This is a genomic window from Cohnella ginsengisoli, assembly GCF_029525555.1.
Lineage (GTDB): Bacteria > Bacillota > Bacilli > Paenibacillales > Paenibacillaceae > Cohnella > Cohnella ginsengisoli.
The window spans coordinates 1739607-1760761 of record NZ_JAPDHZ010000003.1; the positions used below are offsets into that span (position 1 = coordinate 1739607).

A 21155-nucleotide genomic window follows, 5' to 3' on the forward strand; every position below is an offset into this window, starting at 1 on the left:
ATGCTTCAGCTATTGTCCGACAGAATCGCCGCATTTGCCGCCACGCGCTGGCAGGAGTGGATGACTTATCTAAAAGGCATGAGTCTGGACGATATCCAGGCGCTGCTCGACCGCTATTCGGCTCTCGGGCCGCTGCCGGGAATCTTGCTGCCCCTGGCCGAGTCGCTGCTGCCTTTTTTGCCGCTCATCGTCATCGTAGTGGGCAATGCCTTGTCCTACGGACTATGGCTTGGCTTCCTTTATTCCTGGATCGGCGCCAGCTGCGGCGCGATCCTCGTCTTCATGCTCGCCCGTCGCTTCGGCTCCCGCTACGGCGAGCGCATCCGCAAGCGACTGCCCCGCATGGAGCGCCTCTTCTCTTGGGTGGAGCGCAAAGGGTTCACGCCGATTTTTATTCTGTCCTGCCTGCCGTTCTCCCCCTCAGCCGTCGTTAATATCGCATCGGGCATCTCCAAAATTCCCACGCATACGTTCGTCACCGCCATCATCATGGGCAAAGCGGTGATGATCTTCACGCTCTGCTTTCTTGGCCACGATCTGAATGCGCTCGTCCACCAGCCGTGGCGGCTGCTCGTCGCCGCCGTCATCCTCGCCGCGCTGTGGTTAGCGGGCAAAAGGCTCGAGGGCCGGTACGTGGGCTGAGTTGTCGCGCCGCGCTGCGGGTCGCGGGCGGACCGACATTGGCATCCGAGGCCGGCATGGAGCTTGGCACAGAGCCTGGCTTCAGATGCCAAAAGTCGCCGATAGCGCGGCGTCCTTATGCCGGGCGTCCTTATGCCGGGCGTCCTTATGCCGGGCGTCCTTATGCCGGGCGTCCTTATGCTGAACGCCCGGCATAAGGACGCCGTGCGCGTGGCAACCTATCCGGGAGTCGACGATATCACCGGAAGGAGGGATCGCCATGTCCGGCGAACAACCGTCAGGCGCTCAGATCGAGGCCAGAAAAGCGCAGTCCAAAGCCGATAGAACGGGCTCCGGCAAAGACGCGGCCAGCCGCCTCCAATCCGAATCCGACCATTCCGCCATGCGCAAGCACGGCAAGTAATTCTAGCGAGGCGGTGTCTTCAGATGAGCGAAAATAACGAAATGCTGCCGTTATCGGGCGATAAGGTCGAATCCGACGGCATCTACCGCGACGAGTGGGGACGCGAGCTGAAGCTCGAACGCGGGGACGAATATCCGTCCGACCCGATGGTCGGCAGCACGGAATGGGAATGGGTCGAGGCGGTATACGACAACCACCACGACGGCGAGACGGACCCGCGCCTGGTCCCTAAGGAAAAGGATATCAACAAGCAGGAAAAAATCGAACATCCGCGCAGACAGGTGGACCGGGGTTCCAAAGGTTCCACATGAAAATCGGCGATCGCCCCCCAGTCGGGTGGCGATCGCCGATTTTTTGATTGAAGCGAGATTCGGCCGCTAGGCCAACGAATGCGGCCGCTCGGTCGGCGAACAAGGCGGCGATAGTGCCCTTTCGCGCTTATCGGCAACGCACGATAAAATGATGGCGAACACTGCGTGATGCTTGCTCCATAGTTACACGGTTTCTCCGCGTAACACCGTCCTCCGAGCAACATTTCTCACACAGATACGCGGTTTTTCCGCGTAACTACCGCTAGTCGTGCGCGCTGCTACAGTCCCAGCAGCCGCTCCGAGTCCTCCGTCGAGCCGTCTCTGCGGTCCAGCCAATGCTCGATCAGCTTGTCGAGCCGGCGCAGCCGCTCCTCATAGGCGTAGATCGCCGAAGCGACGACGGCCAGGCGCGTCTTGTCCGCGCGCTCCATCTCCGCCGAGCATGCGATGCTCTCCAGGAGCGCGGACGACTCGGGCGGAGGCGCGGAGGCAGAGGCGCCGGGCTTTAGCAGCCCGTCCCATTTCCACATCAAATGCTCGTGATAGGCGCAGAGCGACTCGATGTGACCGTCAATCTCGCGACGCCACGCCCCGTCCGCAGCCGCGGCAAAGTAGTGTACTTCCACCGCCTCGATCAGCGTGACGCCCCGCTCCAGCGCGTTCAGCATGCCTTGGTACACGACCAGCAGGCGAGCGCGGTCCGCCCGGGACGCCTTGCGGACGACCCGCTCCTCGGCATACAGGTCATAGGCGTCTTCGAGCTTGCGAAGCTGTCCCTTCAACCCCGATAGCTCCCGGTTGAACACGTTCTCGCGAAGCTCGTTGGACACGGCCGTCCGCAGCAGCAGCGACAGCAGCGTCTGCGACTTTTTCACCTGGGCGACGAACCGGCCGCGATGGCGCGGCGGCGCGATCGCGATGTTGACGACGAAGGCCGTGACGATGCCCGTCAGCAGCGCCGCCAGCCGGTCCATGACCAGCGGCCAGCCGAGGCCGTGCGCCTCCATCAGGACGACGACGGTCACGACGGTGAGGCCGATCGTCTCCTCGGCGCGAAGGCGAATGCAAAGCAGGATCATCAGGACGCTGACGATGCCGATAGACAGCGGGCTGCTGCCGACCAGCCACACCGCGGCGATCGCCGCGGCGGCGCCGAGCACGTTGCTCTGCAGCTGTTGGAGCACTTGAACCCAGCTGCGGTAAATCGAAGGCTGGATCATCACGACCGAGGCGATCGCCGCGATGAGCGGCAGCTTCAGACCGATGAGGCTGCCGATCCAGAGCGCGATCGCTACGGACAGGCCGGTCTTGAATACGCGGGCTCCGATCGTCAAGGCGCCGCCTCCTTTGCAGCCTCCAGCACCACCGCGGTCGTCGCGGTTTCTTTCCCGTTGACGACGAGGGCGAGCGTGTGCGTTCCCGGATAGTGGCGTCTGGTGGACAGGTCCTTAAAGGAGAGTTTCCTCGTCCCTTCTAACGCACCGCCGCCCGCAACCTGTCGCTCAGCCAGCCTGAACAGCTTGCGGTAGCCGCTCCCCTCGGCGCTGCGCGGATAGGTCACCGCGAGCTCGAGCCTCAGCTTGCGCGATTCCGCTTCGGGCAACAGCAGCTCCACCGAATAGGCGATCATCACGGCGTCCCCGATCGCGGCTGCCTCCGGCGAGACGGACCATGCGCGCACGACCGCCTCCGGCGCGGGCAGCAGTCCGAACAGACGCATCGCGTCTTCGTCGGCCCGGCCCCGGATCAGTCCGCGGCAGGCATGGCGCAGCAGCGCGTCCGTCTGCGGATCGGCCCCGTGCCAGCGGGCCGCCAGCTCCATCACCAGACCGGGATGGTCCTTGGAGATGTCGTTCAGGTTGTTGGCGACGCTGCGGCGCACGTACTCGGACGGGTCGGCCTTCAGCGCCTCCAGGATCGGCAGGATCGGCGACGGATCCCGCTTGAACGCCGGCAGCGCGTCCGCCCACGGCAGCCGCGGACGGCAGCCCTCGCTGGCGAGCCTGCGCACGTGCTCATCCGGATCGGCGCTCCATGCCCGCATCTGCGCCATCATGCGCGCACAATCCAGCTTGATAAAGGGACGTACCGCGAATTCGGCGGACGACGACCGCGTGAACAGCGCGAGCGCGCGCACGGACCTGTCCCAGTGGGATAGCCCGAACGACTCGACGAAGTCGGGGAAAAACAAATAAGGAAAGCCGCGGCATTCGTCGGCTATCCCCTCCAAGATATCAAGCGCACGCTCGTAGTCATCCGGCAGCACGGCGCCAAGCGACAGGGAGATGCGGCGAATGCGCGCCTTGAGAGCGAGCGCTTCCCACCCTTCCGCGAGCGAGAGGCGCACGAAGCGATCCGTGTCGAACGGCTGCCACGCACGGGTGACCCGAGCCCCGAATTCTCTTAAAAAAAGCTTCGTCGTACATATTTTTAAGCGGCTCCGCCACGATAAAACTCCTCCTCTATCTGGCGTCTCCATCCCGTATGTCCCGCCGAATCGAAGCTTTATTATACCATGCGGACAGCCGGCCGGTCAGCACGGACAGGAACGCCGACGCGAACGCCGTCATCGCGGCGGTCTCCAGGCATTCCTCGATCGTCTGCAGCAGCCGTTCGCTGCTCTTGCCCAGGCTGCGGATGTCGATCGTGTCCATCGAGACGGCGCAAAAAGCAAGCACGAGTCCCGCCGCGAAAAAACGCGCGCGGCCCTGCCCTTGCCAAGCAGGCGCCACAACGCCCATACCGCCGCCAGCCCGCAAACCGCGTACAACGGGATGAGCCAATCGCCCGCTTCCATCCAGGGCAACAGCCGGATGCCCGTCTGCTTCAAGTAGCGGTCCCGCAGCCGCTCGTGCAGCGCGAACCGCTCGTCGAGCGCCAGCCAGGCGAAGGCCGCGGCCGTGATCGTCCAGCCCCAGGCGCCATGCCTCGCGATCCATGCGGACAAACGGGCGGCGCCTGTCCCGGATCGCGCGGCGGGAAGAGATCCGCCGCGCCTTCTCCGTCCGCTCGATAGCGCATCCGGCGCCATCTCCCCCCGCTTCATGATGACTGTCTTGCGCTGTCTTCCTGGCTTCATTGCTATCTAGCGCACTATTCCCTGCTTCGCGGCTACGCCCGCCGAACGCGCTCCCGTTCCCTCTTTCTAGCGACGCCGCGAAGGCGTTCAGCGCCGCCACCGCCGCGGCCAGCACGAGCAGCACGCTCTCGAGCCAACCCTGCGGCGTCGTCTCCGCGGCGACGTAAATCCAATATCGCGGCCAACCGGCTGCGATCATGCCGACCGTGAACAGCAAGACGGCCAGCCATAGCGCCACCAGCAGCCTTTTTCCGGCAGACGGCAACTGCCCCCCCTGCCGCCACGCCGCCCGAACCGCTCGCCTCTCTCTCAGACGCTCGCATGCGCCGACCTCCTTCTCAGGTTCATTTTCAGCTGCATCATGCGCCCTGCCTTATACCAGATTCAGCGGCTCCCCGGTCGCGAGCCCGCAAATATTGTCTACCCACGTATCGTAACCCCGCTCGAGCACTTCGACGGAATACCAGGCCGTATGCCCCGTCTGCAGCAGCCGGCCTTCGGCGATCTGCTTCGCCGCGCGATCGTCCTTGTCCGCGATCGGAAACAGATCGTCCACCGCATAGCCGCGCAGACGGCCTTCCTCGATCGCGTGCACCACGGCGTAGGGATCGACCAGCGCGCAGCGCGATACGTTAATTAGCGTCGCGCCGCTCTTGATGCGGGCAAGCTCCGCCTCGCCGAAGGCGGCAGGCCCTTGCCATTGCGCAGGCATATGTAAGCTGACAATGTCGCTGGAGGCGAGCAGCTCGTCGAGGCCGACCAGGCGGACGCCCGCCGCGTTTTTCCCGCGAGGGTCGCATGCCAGCACGCGCATCCCGAAGGCGGCGGCCAGCTCCGCGACGCGCGTGCCGATCCGGCCGAGCCCGACGATGCCGAGCGTTTTGCCGCGCAGCTCGAACCCGAGCACGCTCGTGCCGGGCGGCACGCGACCGCGCACGCGATCCTGGCTCAGGTGGATGCGCCTGGACATCGTCAGCATCATGCCGAGCGCGTGCTCGGCCACCGAATCCGCCGAGTACTCGGGCAGATGGCTGAGTGCGATGCCGCGGGCGCGCAGCCAGTCGGTATCGATATAGTCCACGCCGGTCGCGAACACGGCGATGCCTCGGAGCCTTGGCAGACGGGACAGCCAAGAGCCGTCGATCGACGGTACGGAACGCGGCGTCAGCCCGCACACGTCCGCCTCCTTGAGCATGTCGACGAGGTCGTCGGGCGGAATCGGCCCCTCCGCCGGGAGGAACCGGACATCGGCCGTCTTTTCCAGCCGCGCGGCTTGGGCTTCCGTAAAGGTGCTTCTGCCTCTAGCCGTGATGATGACGGCCTTCGAGTGGTGGGACATGATCGCTGCCTCCCTTTCAGGTTCACTTGGATTCTCTTAGTTATAACCCCATTCATCCCTCCTCGAAAGGCGATTGCGGACGCTCTTGCGTCATCCGGTCTTGACCGGCGCGGTGTCCGGATAACGGAACGGCAGCAAGATCTCGAAGGTCGTGCCGCTCCCGAGCTGGCTGTAAACTTGTATCTTGCCTTGATGGTTGTCCACGATCTTGTAGCTGACCATCAGTCCGAGTCCCGTCCCTTTGTCCTTGGTCGTGTAGAACGGCTGCCCCATCTTGGCGAGCTGGCTGTCCTCGATGCCGGGCCCTTCGTCCATGATGCGGATGCGCACCGAATTGTCGATTCGCTTCATATGGACGTGGATCGCGCCGCCGTCCGTCATCGCTTCGATCGCGTTTTTGATGACGTTGATGAACACTTGCTTGATCTGGCTCTCGACGCCGTAGATCCAGAGCGGATCCGGACCGAAGTCTCTCTCGATCTGAATGCTGTGCAGGATCGCCTGCGTCTCGAGCAGCGTGACGGTCTCGCGCATGACGTGCCGGATATCGTGGTAAGACAGCTCATACACCTGAGGCTTGGACAGCATGAGCATCTCGCTGACGATATTTTCGATGCGGGTGAGCTCCGACTTCATGATGTCGTAGTACGTGCCGTTGTTTTTTCTTCCCGAAGAAAGCAGTTGAAGAAATCCCTTCAGCGACGTCAGCGGATTGCGAATCTCGTGCGCGATGCCGGCCGCCAGTTGACCCGCTACGTACAGCTTTTCCGAGTTGATCAGCAGCTCTTCGTTTTTTTTGCGTTCGGAGATGTCGCGGATGATGATCTGCAGGGCGGGCTCGTTCTCGATCGAGGTCATCAACTCGACGATCTCCGTATTGAGCGTCCGCCCCTTGAGCGTGACCCACTCCTGCTCGAGCGGGCCGCTGTTGCCTGTCAGGGCGAGATTGTGCATGCGTTCCCGCACCCTGTCGTGGTCCTGGGGCAGCAGATACGCGAAGATGGAAGAACCCAGCAGCTCGTCCGGCTCGGTCGCGTCGAACATTCGAAGTCCCGCTTCGTTCACGAACACCCATTTATCCTTTTTGAAAATGGCGATCGTGTCCAGCGAGTTTTCGACGAGCAGCTTGTACCGTTCATCCATATGATTCATGCGCTTGTCGATATACCAGGTAAACAGCGTCGAAGTCAAAATAAGCAGCATGCCGATGCCGATAATGATCGACAGCCGGTAAATATCCTCCTGCAGCCGGTCGGCGGACGCGTACGCGGCGCTGTCCCGATATTGCAGCAGCATCGCTTGCTTCGAGATCTGGCTCTCGACGAATACGGCCATCCCCAGCGTCAGGCTCGCCAGCCATTTATTCCGCTCCCCGGGCCATTCCGAGAGGCGAAGCGCCGCATAGATCCCGCTGAACAGTAAGAGGACGCCGAGCACGATGTAGACCGTCGCCGTGCGGATCTCCGATACGGCCTCCCCCAATTCGCCGAAGTAGCTCATGAAGGCGACGCCGAAGGCCAGGATGAAGCTGCCGGCGGCCAATCGGTATCGGATCGTATTTTGAAAAGCGAGCATGACAAAAGCCATCGAACTGAAAAAAGATCGTGAACAGCAGCGAAACGACGGCCGCCCATGTGAAAACGATCGTCTGGTCCCATGCCAGCGTAGTCAGAAATTGCTTGACCCACATCCCGATGCCGAATACAAAGGCTCCGCCCGACAGCCAAAATACGCGGAAGTGATTGTCTTTGCGCTGGAGATTGCCTGTGAAGTTGAACATGGTGTAGGATGCGATTATGCTGATAATCAGCGCCAACAGCAGAAGACCGATCTTCCAGGACGTCTCGGAATCGTACATCGTGTTGATCCCCCGCAGTCGAAGATGTGATGGAGATGTGAATGCTTTGTGATAGACTTCGACAAGTTTTAAGAAAATCCTACTTTTTCCAACTTAAAAAAAATGGAGGTTTTGCATGAAATGTTAAGAAAAATGGCAGGAGAGTTCAAGACGTTCGCGATGCGCGGCAATGTCATCGACCTGGCGGTCGGCGTCATCATCGGCGGCGCGTTCGGACAGATCGTCACCTCGCTCGTCAACGATATCGTCATGCCGCCGATCGGGCGGCTGCTGGGGGGCGTGGATTTTAAGGATTTGTTCTGGAAAATCGGCGATTACAAGGAATCTCCTAAAGTGCCTATTAACGAGCATTCGCTTGAAGAAGTCCGCGCAGCCGGCGCGCCGGTCATCGCTTACGGGCAATTCATTAATATCCTCATCAACTTCCTCATCATCGCCTTCTGCGTATTCATGCTGGTGAAGGTCATCAACAAGCTGACCGAGGGCCGCAAAAAAGGACGAGCCGCTCGCCGAACCGTCGTCGAAGGAATGCCCGTACTGCCTGTCCGTCGTGCCGATCAAGGCGGTGCGCTGCGCGCACTGCACGTCGGAGCTTGAGGCAACGGCAAGCGCATGAGCGGCGAGGAACAAGCGAGCGACGGCGAGAAACAAGCGAGCGACGGCGAGGAGACTGGAAGCAAGGAACAAGTGAGCTGCGACGAGGAGATGGGAAGCAAGGAGGAAGTGAGCGGCGGCGGGGAGATGGGTAACAGCGCAAAGCATAAGCCGGAGGAGCGGTTCGATATTTACGATGAACTGGACCGGCCGATCGGCACGGCAACGCGTTCGGAGGCGCATGCCCGCGGGCTGTGGCATCATACGTTCCACTGCTGGCTCGCGCGCCGCGGCGAGGACGGCCGGGCTCGCATTCTGTTCCAGCGCCGCAGCCGGGACAAGGACACCAATCCCGACCGCTTCGACATCACGGCGGCCGGGCATCTGTCCGCCGGCGAGACGGTGCGGGACGCGGTCCGCGAGCTGCAGGAGGAGCTGGGGCTTCGCGTCTCGCTCGAGGATTTGGCGCCGCTCGGCACGTTTCGCGAGCAGGACGAAGGTTTCGCCCAGGGCGTAAGGTACATCGACCGCGAGGTTAGCGAGGTGTACGGCTACGTGACGGACCGTGGGCCGGAAACCTTCCGGCTGCAGCGTGAAGAGCTGGCCGGCCTCGGCCTCTTGTTGATGGAAGGCAGTAGTTCTAGTTAGGACTACTTCAGGTCATCGGGCAGCGTGGTGCGGTCAGGAAGTTCCAGATGGGACTATTTCAATCCATCAGGTGGCGATGCCGCTCAGATAGTCCCAGCGAAGACTACTTCAAGCCTTCCTCGGCAATGCCGGCTCGGAAAGTCCCGACGAAGACTATTTCAAACGATTGGGCGGCAATGCCGACTCAAGAAGTCCCAACTGGGACTTCTTCAAGCCCTCAGGCGACAATGCCGACTCAGGTAGTCCCCATTAGGACTACTTCAATCCATAGAACGGCAAGGCACGTTCAGGTAGTTTCAGTTGGGACTTCTTTCCCTAATCGAGCACAAACAAAGCGCAGCCCCGGAACCGACTCGTTCCGGGGCTGCGCTTTTCATCACGCTAACGACCGCTTAATTTCCTGCCAGTTCAGCTTGCCGGAGCTCAGCTTGCCTTCCCACCATTTCCCGTCGGGCAAGCTGTAATACAGCACCTCGCTCCGGCCGTCCCCGTCCGTATCCCATACCCGCAGGAAACGCGCGTCTGGCTTCGCGCCGAGCACGCCGTTTTCCCCGACAAGCCGCCAGTTCAGAGGGAGGAACTTTCCTCGCGCCGAGTTCCCTTCCGGAACACCGCCTAGCCACCAGCGCCCACTCTCCGGCACGTACCGGAGCATTTCCTCCGTCTCGGCCGAGTCGCCCCGTTCGCCCGCACCCGCCGCGAAGCGACCTCCCCATTCCAGCATGCCTTGATTGACGCGGCCCGCCGCTTCCCAGTTGCGGTACCATCCGTCGATCATGCCGTGGATGTTGTAGAACACCGTGTTGCGCGGGGCGACGTCGAAGTCGTTGAGATCAGGCTCGTTGAATACGGCCGCCGCCGTCTCGTGAATACACCCGTGAAGGCCGGAGCCCTCGATGAACAGTCCCAGCTCGTCGGCCGTCCGAAACGTCTGCGGCTGCATAAGAATCCTTGCCTCCGCGGACCGATCGTAGCACGGCGCCTGCCGGATCTCTTCGGGCACGCGCTGCCAGGGCGCGACCAAGGACGAATCGTAACTTTGCCGGCCGTACCAATCCAGCGCCCTGCGGATGAATCCGCGGTGAAACTGAAGGAACTGCGAGCCGTATCCCGGACGCAGCTGCGACGGATCGTCTACGTGATGCGCATGGTGCCAATTCTTATGTTCTTCCAGCAGATCCTCCGGAAAGTTCGCTATCGTCGGCATTACCGTCCAGCCTCCCCTATGCCTCCAGCCGAAACGGCTCAGGGCATTCGCCTGTTTGCAGTCATTGTATGCACGGGATTGGGCTTAAGGTGAATCCGGTGAACGGGACGATTCATGCCTCACTCGATAATCTCGATTTTCCGCAGGCGATAGATCTGGTAGAGATGCGTCACGATGACCTTCAGCACTGCATAGCCCGGCACGGCCAGGAACATGCCCAGCAAGCCGAACAAGCTCCCCACGATGAGCAGCACGATGATGATGGTGAGCGGATGGATGTCGAGCTTCTTGCCCATGATCTGCGGCGACAACAGCCGGTCCTCGATCTGCTGCGCGATCACGATGACGACGATCGTCCAGACGACCTTCCACGGCGAATCAATGAAGGCGACGATGACGCTCGGCACCGAGCCGATGAGCACGCCGACATACGGGATGACGTTGAGAAACGTGAAGACGATCGCGAGCAGCAGCGCGTATTTGAGTCCGATGATGAGGTAGCCGGTCAGCATCATGATGCCGAGGCCGACGCTCACCAGAATCTTGCCTTGTATGTAGGCGCTGAGCGCCTTGTCCATTTCCATCATGATCGACTTGGCTTGATCGTCGTGCTTGTCGGGCACGATCTTTACGACATAGTCCGGTACCTTGTAGCCGGTCTTGAGCATATAGTACGCGATAAAAGGAACCGTAGAGAGCAGCAGCACGAACTGCGAGATCCAGCCCATGATCTTGTTGAAGGCATTGCCCGTGTTGGAAATGACGCCGTTCACCAGATCCGGGATGCGCGACGTCAGATCGAACTTCGGATCATTCAGATACTTGGTCGCCCATTCGTACTCCTGCAGCTTGTTCACTTGATCCTGCGCGAGCTGGACGAGCTGCGGCACGCTGTCGATGAGACTGTCGATCTGATCGCGGATGATCGGGCCGACCAGCATGATGAAAAAGGTGAACAACGCAGCCAGCGCCAAGTACACGATCGCGATCGCCATCGGCTTGGTGAGGCCCCTTTTTTCCAATACAACGACGACCGGCCGCAGCAAATAGTACATGATCGCGGACAGCAGCATCGGCAGCAGCAGCACCTCGAGCACCGTCACGAGCGGGTTAAAAATGAACCTGACCTTGGAAGCCAAAAAAGACGATCACCAGCACGACAATGATGCCGTAGCCGATCCTGAAGTACTTGCCTTGAGGCATGCAGCCCACCGACCTTCGGAAAGTTATAATAAGATATAACCTTCGTCGGCCGGCGGGAAACTCCTTCTTACTCGGTCGGCATGCCCGCAGCTTTACGAACCTCGTTGGCCAGGCGGTTGAACTCCGCCTTATCCGTCTTCGTCGTCGCCGCGAACCATGCTGCGGACAGGAACTTGATGATCTTCTCCGCGTCCTCCGGCTTCATCGTGATCTCCTCCTCGTCGTGCTCGGGACTCGTGTTCGGATTCGTGTCCGGATTTGTGCCCGGATTCTTGCTCGGATTCGTGTCCCACCAGCCTTCGTTGCCGTAGGACTCGTTCAAGTCCAGCGGGATGCCGGATACCGTCGTGTCGATCTTGTATTGGAAAATGTTCGCTTTATCGCTGCGTTTGCCCCGGCTCCACGCGTACGTCTGCCAGAAATGCGCGCAAGCGCCGCGCTTCGCCATCTCCTCGACGACCGCATAAGAGCCGTAGACGCCCGTCTCGTAGCCCGCTATCTGCTTGGCCGCCGCCTTCAGGTACGCCTCGATGGCGTCGAAATCCTTCGACTGCGCATCGTAGTCCACCGCGAAGTAGATCACGGTGCCCTTCGGCTGCCCGACGGCAAGCGCCTCCGCGTTGGCGGCAAGCCCGTCGTCGCGCCCCGCGTCCGCCCCGCTCGCCGCGCGATTCGCCGTCGTCTCGTACACCGAGACGATCCGCATGCCCGCCGCCGTGATCAGCTTCGCCTCGTCCGCGGTCATCCGCTTCCAGCCGTACGACGGCGGCACCAGGTAACGCGCTGCGAAGGCGTAGCCTGCGGACGCGAACGACTTGGCCTGGGCGGCCGTGACGGGCGTGGCTTTGTCGATGCCTTTGGCCATGGGGGTGGCTCCTTTCTTGGGAGTGTTAAAAGACTGTGAGGAAGAAATGATGAGGTCGTGGTTGTTGTATTTTATTCGGGGACAAGCGTTGGTGGCACGGCACTTGTCCTAATGCGAGAAACGGCTTCAAACATGTTCTACTACGATGCGATTCCACTTCGCGGAGTGTCATCGATGCACCTCCGACATTTGTGCTGCCGAGCGCGTAAGCATTCGGAAGAGTAAACATATGCGTAGACGACGCCTGTAAACTGAGGGAGATCGCTCCTGCCTCATCCACCGCTATTGTGAAGGGAATATTCTTGGGGGATCGGGCTACCGGCTTTGTAAGCGTGATTCTGCCGATATAGAGCTGTCTACCGCCACCTCCTCTTTCTTCTAAAAAAGTCTTTCTCAAAATAGTGCTTGTCCGAAGCCGTGGGGTCCGCTCCTTAAACTTTTCTGGCAATCGTACTACAAGTAGTTACAACAAATGCTCAGAAGAGTTATATTCATCATTTTCCGTTGGTACCATTTTCCCTTATAGGGTTGACCGTCGAATCCTCTCCCTTTTGATTAAACTGTTCCAGCCGCTTCGTAATGGTGACAGGCAGCGTGACGCCCAGTGCGCCGAAGTTCTCAACCAGGCTGAGACCCTCTCTCCCGACATAGAAGTAGATTGCTGCGGTCCGAAACAGTGGCACACCCGGCTGTAACCAGTTGTCAAGTTGGGCCGCAAGCGCGACTACCGCCAGAACGACGATTTTCCGAATGCCTCCCCAGTAGAGTTTGTCCGAGTTCAAATTGTGATTTTTAACCGCACCAGTGACACCACTAACGTAATCCAAGACAATGAGCGTAAACAGCACTTCAAGCGCTTTGTCCCATCCGCCTAAAATAGAAGTGAGAAGCATGCCGATAGCCGCCCCCATTCCGCCCGCGAATGCCTCCTTGCCACCAGCTGCGGCCGCACACCAGGCGTTGGATAGTAGTTGTTTCAGTTGTTCCATTTCGCCCCCCCCTCAAGAAAAAATTTTTATAATTCACAGCGGCTGAAATTTTGGGGGTAAATTGCATGTTGTTATTACATTCCCAGTCGCTGGCCGAAATAAATCTCTACATTTAAGATCTTTGATCCACTTCTTATTCAAACGCATACCAATAATACAAAATGTCCCATTGACTCACTGGTAGTGAAAAACCACCTGCGAAAACTGAAGCGGGACTTATAAGCAGCATGTAAGTTCCAGAGGCAAGGAATACTTGATTGCCTGAATATACCGGCGCATCTGTTTGCAATGCGGTACAAAAATATCCATTCTGATCATAAATAATGACTGCCCGTGGCGTGAAATTGAGACCGGTTACATCCAGCTTGGCCATATTCTGCAGGGTACCATCAATTCGGGTAAAAATTACAGATGTATGTGTAGAAGCTGTGCCTGCGGCATATCGTTTGCCCTGGATCGCCGTTCCTGTTAACCCAAAAATAGTCTTACCACTCATGATGTTGGTTGGAATAAAGTTTGGATCCCATGCTGTTGACTTGCTCGTCGAGCCATCATAATAACCCGCCAGGGGAGTCAGTAATATTCCACCGCCACCATCGCTCAAGACTGCACTTGCTCCCAGCTGAATTCCTGACCTGTTTGGCATCGATCCAGTTGCGATACCCGCCTCTGTACCAATAGTAAACCCGGACAGAACTTGGGCATTAGTAGCTGTTCCATACTCCCCCCCCCTTCACCCTGTAATATAAAAGCTGTGCCGTTATACCTAAGCGTATAGATACCATTCGCTACCATCTTCCCCCGAAGTCAATGCGGCACCTTTGGACGTCAGAATGCTCTTTGCGCCTAAGCCGTTGACATTAATCGTGGATGCGCCAGTATTGGCGACATTGATCTGAACCGCGAGCGCGACTCCGGCTGCGAGAGAAGACGGCTCGGGAGAAATCGTAACGGAATATGCATTAGCGGAACCCGTGGCGACTGCGTACGGAATATGGGAGTTGCTAGAAATATGAGTCGTCAAATTGCTTTGAACGGCGTTTGCCTTAGCTGTCGCATCTAATGCCGCGGTCGCGATCGCTGCGTCGACGGTATCTTTTCTCGCCACGTCCGCCGCCGCGGACGGCGCCGCCACCTGCGCACGGCCGGCGCTGTCGCGCGCCATCATCGTCGACGCCGTCGGCGCGGATACGGCGCCATGAGCCATGCCCGCGTCCACGTGCGACTTCGTTGCCTCCAGCGTGATCGCCGGACCGGTCAGGGCGCTCGATTTGCCGGTAATCCCTTTGACCAAGGTAAAGAGACTGGACAATAGCCCCGTCAGCGTACCGGACATCGCAGGCGTCGCGCTGTCGGTTGCCGTGCGGTTCCCGATCACGGCGTCACTTGCCGCACCTGCGCCGCTCAGTTGCGCGAACGTCAACGCCGTCGTCCCTAACGTCAACGCCCCCGCATTACTCAGCACAAAGCTTTTGCCCGCGTTGATCGTCCCTTCCCGTACGTACAATGACACCCCGGCGGCCAACTTCACGGACGCATCCGCGTCAGCCGCCCGCGCCCAGGCGCCGGAGGCTGCCACGTAGATCCCGTTCTGGCTGCCCGTCGTCTGGTCTTTGACCAGCACGCGATCGCCCGCGGCCAGCGAAACGCCATCCACCGTCTGCAAGCCCGACAGCGTCGTGTTGCTCACCGTCGCCGCGCGAACACTCCCGTTAGCCCCCCTTCAGCGCCAAGGCCGCGTCAATCTTATCCCAGTTGTCGTTCAGCATCGTCTGGATATTGAACGTATCCGCGCCGTCCGTCGCCGGGTTCTTCTTCAGCAAGTTCAATATGCTCGTGAAAATAGCCATGCGATAAGCCGCCCCCTTTCCTATGCATCCAAGAACGGCGCGAAGTCCGTCAGCGGATGACTCTGCATTTGATTGATCGTCAGCCCGTTAACCTCGTTAACGGTCAAGTACCTGAACGAATACGACACGGCCAGATGCGCGGGCACGATCGCGTTCAAGGCGTCCTTGATATCGTCCAGGTTAGGCGGCCGCCCGACCGTATCGACGAACCGGATCGTCACCGTGTAAAGCGACGGCTGCTGCGTCACCTCGATCGCGCCGTTATCGAACGACTCCGCTACGCTGCGCATTAACGCGACCGTCACCGTCCCGGTCCCGCGAAGCTTGGACTTCACCAGGCTGCGCCGTTGGTCCAGCGGTTTAGACGGATCCGTCGCGATGCCCAGGTCGCTCTCCCAGCGATCCAAGCCCCACGTCGCCGTGTCTACGAAAAACTGTGTCAGCGTCTCGTCCAGCGCGCGCTGGAGCAGATCTAGCTCTGTTCCCTCCGCTTCCATCAGCGAGCACATGACTCGCGAAGGAGCATAGTAACCCGGCAAATAGCCGAGCATCACCTGTCCCCGTGCGCTCGTGATCGTTACCGCCTCAGACACTCGCGTTCACCGCCCCGGGCACCGCGACCTGACCGATCCCGACCGTTACGTTGGAGATGCCGCCATTCATGGTCAAATCCGAGAGATCCACGATGGCTGGAACGTCGAGCAGCAGGCTGTTTACTTTCGAATAACGAACGACGGAATCGGCAAAGGCAAGCGACTTCAAATACGCCGTCAGCGTCTCTTGAATGCCCGACACCGCCTGCGCGAGCGTCCAGCCGACGCGAAGCGTCAACTTAACGCCGATGACAATCGGCAGCTCGATCGGCGCAGCCACGACCACGCTCGCTCCGATCGGCGCCTTGCCCGCTCCCGTGCCCGCCGTCCCCGGCGCGATCACATCCTGCACTGCAGCCACGATCGCAGCGGAAGCCGCGCGCTTTTCCTGGTTCAGCACATAAACCTTCACCGTGCCCGGCCCGTTCCACAGCGGATGCACCTGCGCGCCGCCCACGCCGTCCGTCTCGAGCGCCCACTGCAGATAATCCGCCCGATTGCCGCTCGTACCCGGATTGCGCACCTTGAGCAGATAACGTTCCAGCAGCGACGCGTCGCTCTCAGTCTCGGCGCCACCGCTCATCGCCGCGGCGTTTGCGATACCCGTTACGCCCGGCACCGGTTCGACCAGCACCGCGATCGCCCCGGCCGCGATGTTGCCCGAAACGCCAGCCTCGACGGCCGTCACGCCCGCTTCGACCAGCCCGACGCCTCCGATCGTCACCGTCTCAACCGTCTCGAACTCCACCGACGGCGTCGACGTGACGGCATCCGCTGCCGTGGCCACGCGGGTGCCCGCCGGCACCACGACGCCCGACGCGCCCGCGAACGTCACCTTTCCCGTTGCCCGCTCCGCCGGACGACGCTCTACGCCATGCTCGCCGCACCTGAGATCCAGGTAAGCGCCGAATGTCGTCGTCGCGAATCCGCGCCGCAGCACCTCCTGCGCCCAGCCCGCAGACAAGAACAGCTCGTACGCCGCAGGCGCGAGCGCGTCCCAAATATACGAACCCTCAGCCTTGTCTACGTCCGTCGGGATCCGTCCCAGCATGCGCGCCAGAATGCGCTCTTCCTTTTGCTCCGTCAAATAATCCGGCAACGCCGTCATCACAAGCTCACCACGCTTCCCTCAATCGTTCCCGCTTCGTCCCGCACGCTGGTCACCGAGCAGGCGAAGCTGCAGGCATCGCCTTGCCATGTAAAAACAAATCCTCCAACGCGCGCCGTCCGCGGATCGGCCAGCAGCGTCTCCGAGGCGATGCGCGCGATCTCGCTCTCAACGGCAGCACGGGACAGTCCAAGCCCGATGAGCGACTCGAACTCCTGCCCATATAGCCGTGAATAAACGAGATGCCTGTACCGCTCGGTAGCGAGCGCTTTGCGGCACCATTCAAGCCATGCCTCGGCATCTGCCGAAGCCTCCGCGATTTTCCCTGTAGGCGTCAGCACGAACTCCCCCCGCATCAAAATCGAACCGCCAGCTTCGACCAAACGATGCGCTAAAAGCCTCTGTCTCGTCCGGCAGCACTTCCGCACCGATCGTCGCCGCCGGAAATAAATTAGCCACCCGCGCTCACCACCTTGCACACGACGATGGCCTGACTGCCGCCCGCAACCGGGATCGCGAGCACCCGGTCCCCCGGCATCAGCTGCAGGCCCTCCGCCTGCAAATAATCCGGCATTTCATATTTAAAAGAATCCAGCTTCAAGCCGGCTCCCGTCATCGTCCCCAGCTCCGCGGGCACGCCCGCGACTTGCTTGGCCGCCACCCGATTCATGCGGCTCTCCAGCGCGGAGGCCAGCTGTTTGTAAGGATCAGCCACAATAATCCCTCCTCACCTTGGCTTCGCGAGCCAGCTCCAGCTGCATGTGCCCCGGCTCGCCCAGCTGATGCCGGACGGACGTCACGAACAGGCGCTGTCCGTCCAGCTCGACCATGTCTCCCGCCCGAATCAGGTTGATATCGAGCGCCGTTACCGACATCGTTTCCTGCAAACCTAGCAGCAACGGCTCCGCGGCCTTGCGCGCCTGGGCGGGCGTCTCGATCGCGCAGTCCTGCAGCACCTTTTGCAGCGTGCCGTACTTGTCGATCTCGCCTTTGACGATCGCCAGCACGGGAGACAGCTTCGTCTCGCTTCCCTCGCTGCCCAGTACCTTCACTTGCGTGACGGCCCCCTCGAGCGTTCGTTTCTGACTGACCGATTCCAGCGACTCCAACTGCCAAACGACCTCATTGCCGCCCAGCTTAACGAGCGTCAACCCGCTTGGCGTCATGCGCGGACGATACAGATCGCCGCCCTTTCTCGCCGTCTCCTTCAGATCCTCGAGGATCATGCTGAAAATCGATTGGCTGCGCTTCACGCTGCGCTTGAGCTTGATCTTCGTGTCCGGCAGCGTCGCGAGCGGAATGTTCCAGCCTGAAGCGTAGGATGCAAGCCGCTCCGCCGCCGTCTGACCGTCCGGCATCAGCCGTTCGTCCTCGGATTTGGATAAATACAGCGTCCTGTCGTAAGCCGTGACGTTCAAATGCTTGCCGCTGCCCGCCGAACGCTCGCTCTCGCACTCCCACACGAGCGCAGGATGAAGCAGATAGGCCATGCCGGATGCCCCGTAAGGCACGCCCGAGATGCGAATTTCTTGGCCCGGCGCGATCGCCGGCAGTCCCGGTTGAACCGTCAGGCGAATGTTCGCCCGGTAAGCGATCTCCTCCAGCGAATCTTCCAGCGTGATTTCTTCCGCCAGGTCGCCCAAATAATACTTCCCATCCAAAACCACCTCGTAGCTCACGGCATCACCAGCTTCTGCCCCGGACGGATCAGGCCCGGGTCGTTGCCGATCAGCGCTTTGTTTTTCGCGTAAATCTCGTTCCATCTCGCGCTGCTGCCGAGTTCCCGCTTGGCGATGGCATAGAGCGTGTCGCCTTGGCGAACCGCGTACGTCTTCGGAACCGGCTTCATGTCCGTTCGGATCGTGGCGCCAGACGAAGCCGTAGTCCGAACCTTCGGTTCACGCCAAGTGCGAATCGCGAGATCGAAGTAAATGTCGCCCGGCTCGCCGCCCCGCAAGCTGGTCGCGTGGGAGGAGATGTAGCCGAGTATGTTAATACCGGCCTCCGTGATGAGGAGACGCACCGGTTGCTTGCTGACCATATAGCTCGTGAGCAGGTTCATCGAGCCGATCGGATCCTGGTCCGCCGGAAAGAAGGAGGAGAATGAGACCTCCTTCAGCTTCTCTTCCTGCGCCATATCCACTTCGCCGAGCGAGAGGATATTGACCGTTTCGAGCTGCTTTTCGCGCCGGATCGAGACTTCCTCCGGATTGACGGGGAATCGGAACTTGTCCTTTCCCGCCGCGTCGATCAGGTAAAATTCCACGTTTCTCCCCCTTCCGCCGCGCGGTATTTTATATTAAGGCCGGTTCTCCAGCGTCTGCCGGATCGAGGCCGAAAGTCGGGTGCCGACCTGCGCCGTGATGGCGTTGTAGTCGATCTCGGTCTCCTTGACCGTCAGTTGGACGGCGCCTGCGGGGATATTGATGTTAATCGTTGGGGCCGATTGAGAGGTTCCCTGTCCGCGAGTCGCACCCGGATTCGTCGGGTTTAAAGGTGTGGCGGGCGCCGGAAGCGCCTGTATCTGGGACAAGGAGCGATTCATTAATTGTTGAACGGAAGGCAGCACGGGAACGCCTAAGGAGAACCGAGAAATGGCTGCTCCGCCGAGCAAACCGCCTGCTTGAATGGCCGCAAGCCCGAACCCTTTGGCAGAAGAAGACGCAGGTTCGTTTGAGGGTAACAAGTCCCCAGCCGCTGACGTGTCGTTTTTTTTCTTATGCTTGTTCCTGCCTAACCAACCAAACGCCTTCTTGGCGTAGGAGCCCAACTTTTCGCCGACGGCGCTGCCTCCAAGACCGCCGATCGCGCCGCCGACCAATCCGCCGATTGCGGTGCCGATTCCCGGAATTATCGATCCGATGGCGGCGCCCATCGCGGCGCCTCCCGCCGCGCCGGCCCAGCCGCCGGCCGCGCTGCCGATCGCCTTCGCTCGCTCGTCTCCGTTTTTGGCCGTGACGATGCTGGCCACGTCGGAGATCGCGCCAAGCGGACGCAGCAGCTTGCCGCCGATCTTGCCAACCTTCAGCAAGCGCTTGAATGCTTTGCCGGAAGCAGGCGCAGAGACGATGTCCCCTGCCTTGTCGGCTAAATCGCCGCCCCTGCGCAATTTGCCCCAGAGCGCCTTACCGACTCCCCAGGCATTGCTAGCCGCGCTCTTCACCGCGCCGGCTGCACGACCGGCGGCGTTCTTGCCCTTGTCCAACGCCTGTCCTGCCAGCGCCTTCTCGCCGCTCCATAGCCGGCCGGCGGTACTTTTGCCTGCGTCCCAGGCGCTGCTCGCGGCGTTTTTAACCGCGCTCGCCGCCCGTCCCGCGACTGCCTTACCTTTATCAATGACTTGACCCGCAGCCGCTCTGCCCTTACCTAATACTTGGCCCGCTGCCATCCTGCCTTTCTCCAAAGCCTTGCCTGCGACAGCTTTTCCTGCCGACAAAGCCCTTCCCGCGATACGCTTCCCTCCGCCGAGAAGCGTCTTGACGATCAGCCCTTTACCTACCGTACGGATGAGCCCGCCGAGCGCTCTGCCCAATCCGCCGACCGCCCGTCCGAGCAAGCCGCCGGCTCTGGCGCCTCGGCCGCCGCCGCGCGAGCCGCGTCCACCGCGTCCGCCACGCCCCCCGTTTCCGCCATAAGACGTTCCTTGGCATTTGCAACGGCAAACACAATTGACCTTGACGGTGATGTTGTCTTTGCCTTTTTCTTCTTCTTTCTCTTCCGGAAGCAATATTTTAAGCCAACCCATCCCGGGTATGCCGGAAAGCGTCTTGATACCTTTGTCGATCATGCCGACGGCCCATTCCTTCAGGCGGTCCTTGTATACGTCAAGAATTTCCTTGCCAAGATCCTTCACGTAGTCGAGAATGCGTTCCCACAAGGATTTGTCCTTCCCTTTATCGGGAGGTCCTTGTCCGCCGGCGGCGCCGGCACCGGTTCCCGCTGCGGCTATCGCCAGCGCCGTGACGCGCACATCCACGTTGACGCTTGTGTTGACGATCGTTTTTACGACGGTTTTTACGACGGTCTTTACGGAAGTCTTTACGACCGTCTTAACCGACACCTTCATCGCGGCCTTCATTTTCTCCGTAAAGCTGGCTTGAACGCGAATTCTCCAGTCTTTCTTGGTGAGCGCCTCCAAGTGCGTCCTGATCCGCTTGATCGGCTCGCACAAACAATCGCTCAGCCGAATCGGAATGACCACCCGCATTCGGGACAGCCGGTCCAGACGCCGCTGGATGCTGTCCATGTAACGGGTGACCGTGCGCAGCAGCGTCACGCTCTCCTTCAACCCGTCGGCATCGATAATGTAATCGTAAGGCACAGCGTTTTCCGCCATATATGCCTAACCTCCTCTCCCGCCGTTCTGCCCGCGCTCGGCTTCGAGCTCAAGCTCCATGCTCGCCATCAAAAAAGAGCTGCTCCCCCCGGGGAAGCAGCCAGAACTGTCCGGGGCGCAGATGGTGCCG

At 60.4% G+C, this 21155-nt stretch carries 23 protein-coding genes and 2 pseudogenes; 6 read left to right on the plus strand and 19 right to left on the minus strand.

Going from position 1 to position 21155, the window contains the following annotated elements:
• The 3 genes from OMP38_RS19125 to OMP38_RS19135 all read left to right on the plus strand — a co-directional run bounded on the left by OMP38_RS19125 (position 1) and on the right by OMP38_RS19135 (position 1356).
• Positions 1 to 642 carry a TVP38/TMEM64 family protein gene (locus OMP38_RS19125; RefSeq protein ID WP_277566513.1) on the plus strand — a complete coding sequence of 214 codons (642 nt, stop codon included), beginning with the start codon at positions 1 to 3 and terminating at the stop codon, positions 640 to 642.
• A gap of 259 nt (positions 643 to 901) precedes the next feature.
• Positions 902 to 1045 carry a hypothetical protein gene (locus OMP38_RS19130; protein ID WP_177244180.1) on the plus strand — a complete coding sequence of 48 codons (144 nt, stop codon included), beginning with the start codon at positions 902 to 904 and terminating at the stop codon, positions 1043 to 1045.
• Between the two features lie 23 nt (positions 1046 to 1068).
• Positions 1069 to 1356, plus strand: a complete 288-nt coding sequence (locus OMP38_RS19135; RefSeq protein ID WP_277566514.1) for a transposase — start codon at positions 1069 to 1071, stop codon at positions 1354 to 1356.
• Between the two features lie 278 nt (positions 1357 to 1634).
• Here the strand turns inward: OMP38_RS19135 and OMP38_RS19140 are convergent, their stop codons facing one another.
• The 5 genes from OMP38_RS19140 to OMP38_RS19160 form a co-directional block, all read right to left on the minus strand.
• The gene (locus OMP38_RS19140) at positions 1635 to 2690 is read right to left on the minus strand and encodes an FUSC family protein (RefSeq protein WP_277566515.1); all 1056 of its coding nucleotides are present in this window, start codon (positions 2688 to 2690) and stop codon (positions 1635 to 1637) included.
• Positions 2687 to 3703 carry a DNA alkylation repair protein gene (locus tag OMP38_RS19145; RefSeq protein ID WP_338130545.1) on the minus strand — a complete coding sequence of 339 codons (1017 nt, stop codon included), beginning with the start codon at positions 3701 to 3703 and terminating at the stop codon, positions 2687 to 2689. Before OMP38_RS19145 ends, OMP38_RS19140 begins: the two co-directional genes overlap by 4 nt.
• A gap of 115 nt (positions 3704 to 3818) precedes the next feature.
• A complete protein-coding gene (locus tag OMP38_RS19150; RefSeq protein ID WP_277566516.1) occupies positions 3819 to 4700 on the minus strand; it encodes a hypothetical protein in 882 nt (293 codons plus the stop codon).
• 108 nt (positions 4701 to 4808) lie between these two features.
• Positions 4809 to 5774: a 2-hydroxyacid dehydrogenase gene (locus tag OMP38_RS19155; RefSeq protein ID WP_277566517.1), complete on the minus strand. Its 966-nt coding sequence runs from the start codon at positions 5772 to 5774 to the stop codon at positions 4809 to 4811.
• Positions 5775 to 5864: 90 nt separating this feature from the next.
• A complete protein-coding gene (locus tag OMP38_RS19160; RefSeq protein ID WP_277566518.1) occupies positions 5865 to 7349 on the minus strand; it encodes an ATP-binding protein in 1485 nt (494 codons plus the stop codon).
• On the opposite strand from OMP38_RS19160, the gene OMP38_RS19165 reads away from it, so the two are divergent.
• From OMP38_RS19165 to OMP38_RS19175, 3 genes and pseudogenes are all read left to right on the plus strand, one after another.
• Positions 7348 to 7662, plus strand: a complete 315-nt coding sequence (locus tag OMP38_RS19165) for a hypothetical protein (RefSeq protein ID WP_277566519.1) — start codon at positions 7348 to 7350, stop codon at positions 7660 to 7662. The genes OMP38_RS19160 and OMP38_RS19165 overlap by 2 nt on opposite strands.
• Positions 7663 to 7752: 90 nt before the next feature.
• Positions 7753 to 8248: pseudogene (mscL, locus tag OMP38_RS19170) on the plus strand (large conductance mechanosensitive channel protein MscL).
• Positions 8245 to 8874 carry an NUDIX hydrolase gene (locus tag OMP38_RS19175; protein ID WP_277566520.1) on the plus strand — a complete coding sequence of 210 codons (630 nt, stop codon included), beginning with the start codon at positions 8245 to 8247 and terminating at the stop codon, positions 8872 to 8874. The pseudogene mscL and the gene OMP38_RS19175 overlap by 4 nt, the downstream one beginning before the upstream one ends.
• Before the next feature lie 376 nt (positions 8875 to 9250).
• Here the strand turns inward: OMP38_RS19175 and OMP38_RS19180 are convergent, their stop codons facing one another.
• The 14 genes and pseudogenes from OMP38_RS19180 to OMP38_RS19245 form a co-directional block, all read right to left on the minus strand.
• Positions 9251 to 10081, minus strand: coding sequence for a hypothetical protein (locus OMP38_RS19180; RefSeq protein WP_277566521.1), 831 nt, complete (start codon positions 10079 to 10081; stop codon positions 9251 to 9253).
• Between the two features lie 119 nt (positions 10082 to 10200).
• Positions 10201 to 11220, minus strand: a complete 1020-nt coding sequence (locus tag OMP38_RS19185; RefSeq protein ID WP_277566522.1) for an AI-2E family transporter — start codon at positions 11218 to 11220, stop codon at positions 10201 to 10203.
• Positions 11221 to 11351: 131 nt separating this feature from the next.
• A complete protein-coding gene (locus tag OMP38_RS19190) occupies positions 11352 to 12149 on the minus strand; it encodes a DUF1906 domain-containing protein (protein WP_277566523.1) in 798 nt (265 codons plus the stop codon).
• Between the two features lie 494 nt (positions 12150 to 12643).
• Complete coding sequence (locus tag OMP38_RS19195; RefSeq protein WP_277566524.1) at positions 12644 to 13138, minus strand: phage holin family protein; 495 nt, start codon at positions 13136 to 13138, stop codon at positions 12644 to 12646.
• Positions 13139 to 13271: 133 nt separating this feature from the next.
• Positions 13272 to 13742, minus strand: a complete 471-nt coding sequence (locus OMP38_RS19200; RefSeq protein WP_277566525.1) for a hypothetical protein — start codon at positions 13740 to 13742, stop codon at positions 13272 to 13274.
• A 162-nt stretch (positions 13743 to 13904) separates the two neighbouring features.
• Positions 13905 to 14828: a hypothetical protein gene (locus OMP38_RS19205; RefSeq protein ID WP_277566526.1), complete on the minus strand. Its 924-nt coding sequence runs from the start codon at positions 14826 to 14828 to the stop codon at positions 13905 to 13907.
• 22 nt (positions 14829 to 14850) lie between these two features.
• Complete coding sequence (locus OMP38_RS19210) at positions 14851 to 14988, minus strand: hypothetical protein (RefSeq protein ID WP_277566527.1); 138 nt, start codon at positions 14986 to 14988, stop codon at positions 14851 to 14853.
• Positions 14989 to 15008: 20 nt separating this feature from the next.
• The gene (locus tag OMP38_RS19215) at positions 15009 to 15581 is read right to left on the minus strand and encodes a YmfQ family protein (protein WP_277566528.1); all 573 of its coding nucleotides are present in this window, start codon (positions 15579 to 15581) and stop codon (positions 15009 to 15011) included.
• On the minus strand, positions 15574 to 16689 hold the full coding sequence (locus OMP38_RS19220; RefSeq protein WP_277566873.1) for a baseplate J/gp47 family protein: 1116 nt from the start codon (positions 16687 to 16689) through the stop codon (positions 15574 to 15576). Before OMP38_RS19220 ends, OMP38_RS19215 begins: the two co-directional genes overlap by 8 nt.
• A pseudogene (locus OMP38_RS19225) lies at positions 16689 to 17148 on the minus strand (DUF2634 domain-containing protein). Before OMP38_RS19225 ends, OMP38_RS19220 begins: the two are co-directional and overlap by 1 nt.
• The gene (locus OMP38_RS19230; RefSeq protein ID WP_420869676.1) at positions 17141 to 17404 is read right to left on the minus strand and encodes a hypothetical protein; all 264 of its coding nucleotides are present in this window, start codon (positions 17402 to 17404) and stop codon (positions 17141 to 17143) included. Before OMP38_RS19230 ends, OMP38_RS19225 begins: the two are co-directional and overlap by 8 nt.
• Positions 17397 to 18368, minus strand: a complete 972-nt coding sequence (locus tag OMP38_RS19235) for an XkdQ/YqbQ family protein (RefSeq protein ID WP_277566529.1) — start codon at positions 18366 to 18368, stop codon at positions 17397 to 17399. Before OMP38_RS19235 ends, OMP38_RS19230 begins: the two co-directional genes overlap by 8 nt.
• Positions 18365 to 18955 (minus strand): LysM peptidoglycan-binding domain-containing protein, encoded by a 591-nt coding sequence (locus OMP38_RS19240; protein WP_277566530.1) that lies wholly within the window; start codon positions 18953 to 18955, stop codon positions 18365 to 18367. Before OMP38_RS19240 ends, OMP38_RS19235 begins: the two co-directional genes overlap by 4 nt.
• A 33-nt stretch (positions 18956 to 18988) precedes the next feature.
• On the minus strand, positions 18989 to 21025 hold the full coding sequence (locus OMP38_RS19245) for a TrbL/VirB6 family protein (protein WP_277566531.1): 2037 nt from the start codon (positions 21023 to 21025) through the stop codon (positions 18989 to 18991).
• Positions 21026 to 21155 lie beyond the last annotated feature (130 nt).